This window comes from Belnapia moabensis DSM 16746, assembly GCF_000745835.1.
Lineage (GTDB): Bacteria > Pseudomonadota > Alphaproteobacteria > Acetobacterales > Acetobacteraceae > Belnapia > Belnapia moabensis.
On record NZ_JQKB01000254.1, the window covers coordinates 1 to 1,948 of the forward strand.

Sequence of the window (1,948 nt, forward strand, 5' to 3'; positions counted from 1 at the left end):
TGCTGGCCCTTCTGTCGTCCCAGCGCCATGCCACACCTGCCATTCGCGTCCTGGAGCGAACGGAATCAAGTCAGGGCGACTTCGTCAACGGGCTGCTAGAGGCGGGTTCGAAGGTGCTCGTGAAGATCGCCTCCCGCTTAGACGCGAACTACGGCTACTCGGTCGAAATCGAGGACATCGACCCAAGCTACTCTTTAGGCGATTTGAAGGCCAGGGCCGAGGCTATCCGCCGACGGCTCAAGGAGGGAGGGATTTGGGAGCGGAACCGCCGTCTCCGCCGACCTCTCAACTTTTTTCGGGTGGCCGTTATCTCCCCGCCTGGTGCTGCGGGCCTTGGCGATTTCCGGTCCACCGTGGACCGCCTGACATCGGCTGGCCTGGTCGAGTTCACGTTCGTCGAGGCGCCGTTCCAAACCCCCGGTGCCGCCGCCCGGATCGTCGCCGAGATGCGGAACATCTACCGCTCGCACCAAGCGGCGCCGTTCTGCGCCCTTGCCATCATTCGCGGCGGAGGTGCCGCAGCAGACCTTGCCTACCTCGTCGACTACAAGCTGGCCGAGGCGGTGTGCAAGATGCCGATGCTCGTGATGACTGGCATCGGCCACGAACGTGACCAAAACCTCATCGACGAGGTTGCCTGCCTTCCGCTGGACACGCCCTCCAAAATGGCGGAGCACATCAAGGGTGTCGTCGTGGGCGCCGCCCAAGCGGCGCACGGCGCAATCACTGACATCCATTCGCAGGTGCGGCTTGCTGTCGCGCATGCCGAACGAGCCTCACCGCTGCCGGAACCGAGATCGAGCGCGAGGCGCGCGGCGCTCTGGTTTCCGCCGAACGGACCGTGCGCGGCGCATTCGATAGCCTGAAGCCCGACGCCTGCGGCGCGTTAGGTACCGCCAGCACCCTCGTCGTCCAGGCAGAGGCGGCGGCCCTCAGGGCGGCGCGGGCCGGCCGGGACGCCGCACGGGAGGGGCTCGAAGCGGCACGAGCAGACGTCGCACGCTTGGCTGGAGAGCACCTGCTTGCGCATGAACGTCAAGTGGCCCGGGCCTTTGCGGGCGTTGCAGCCGAGCCGCTCCGGCTACTCGATGGCATTGCGCGCGACGTTGCCGATCAGGTGGCAGAGGTGTTTCGCTACGCGACAGCGGCCGTAGAGGCGGTGGATCGTGAGGTCGGCCCGGCGTTGACCCTGGCCGAGGCGCTCGACCCCGGCGCCGTCCTCGCAGCCGGGTACGCAGTCCTGCGCGGTGCCGATGGCGCGCCACTGCCAACTGCCGCACTCGTGGCGGCCACAGCAGTCATCCGAGCCGAAATGCGCGACGGTGTCATCATGCTGCAGCCATCGGGCCCAGCGCCCAGCAAAGCCGAGGCGGCGCCCCATAACGACGTACTCGGTGAGAGGAGCGACGATGAGCGAAACCCAGGTCACGATCGGAAAGCCTGACGACAAGGTTCCCAAGCGTTTCGAAGATGCCTACCGCGAGCTGCTTGCGATCTCCGCGAAGCTGAAGCCCGCGCAGGGCCGCATTCCCGACATTGACCAAATTGAGCCGCTGGTCATGCGTGCCAAGCATTTGGCCGCGTACTGCCAGGAGCGCATCGAGAGCGTTCGCCGCCTCGTCGACGAGCAGCAGGCGTCGGCCTGATGGCGGCAGGCATGGTCAAGACGACAACCAGCCGGACATGCGCTCGGCGGATAGTGGCCATGGGAGGAAGGCTATGGCCTCCCGGGGCACGGGTGGATGCACCTCAGCCCCATCCTTTGTGTCATCTTTTGCGGGAGAGACGGCGTTCAAGGAGCACATACTCGGATCTTCGGACTGCATTTCAATGAATTGGGTCTGACTACCAAAGCCGAGGACCACCCCGCGCTGCGTCCCAGCCCCGCGTCGCGCTCGGGGCTCGGTGCCCGGGGCGGCCTTTCTGCCAGACGAGCTGACCGAACTCC

At 66.0% G+C, this 1,948-nt stretch carries 3 protein-coding genes; 2 read left to right on the forward strand and 1 reads right to left on the reverse strand.

Annotated elements, in window-relative coordinates; genetic code table 11:
* Positions 1 to 866: exodeoxyribonuclease VII large subunit (locus tag EP26_RS30670; protein ID WP_281177176.1), on the forward strand; the 866-nt coding region annotated here is incomplete at its 5' end.
* 215 nt (positions 867 to 1,081) lie between these two features.
* On the opposite strand, the gene EP26_RS30675 is transcribed toward EP26_RS30670, so the two are convergent.
* A complete protein-coding gene (locus tag EP26_RS30675) occupies positions 1,082 to 1,429 on the reverse strand; it encodes a hypothetical protein (protein WP_157033994.1) in 348 nt (115 codons plus the stop codon).
* On the opposite strand from EP26_RS30675, the gene EP26_RS30680 reads away from it, so the two are divergent.
* Positions 1,410 to 1,646, forward strand: a complete 237-nt coding sequence (locus EP26_RS30680) for a hypothetical protein (protein ID WP_043345302.1) — start codon at positions 1,410 to 1,412, stop codon at positions 1,644 to 1,646. The genes EP26_RS30675 and EP26_RS30680 overlap by 20 nt on opposite strands.
* Positions 1,647 to 1,948: the final 302 nt, after the last annotated feature.

Bases quoted from the DNA above. Each gene is read 5' to 3' on its own strand.
- EP26_RS30680 (WP_043345302.1), top strand. From the start codon at position 1,410: ATGAGCGAAACCCAGGTCACGATCGGAAAGCCTGACGACAAGGTTCCC.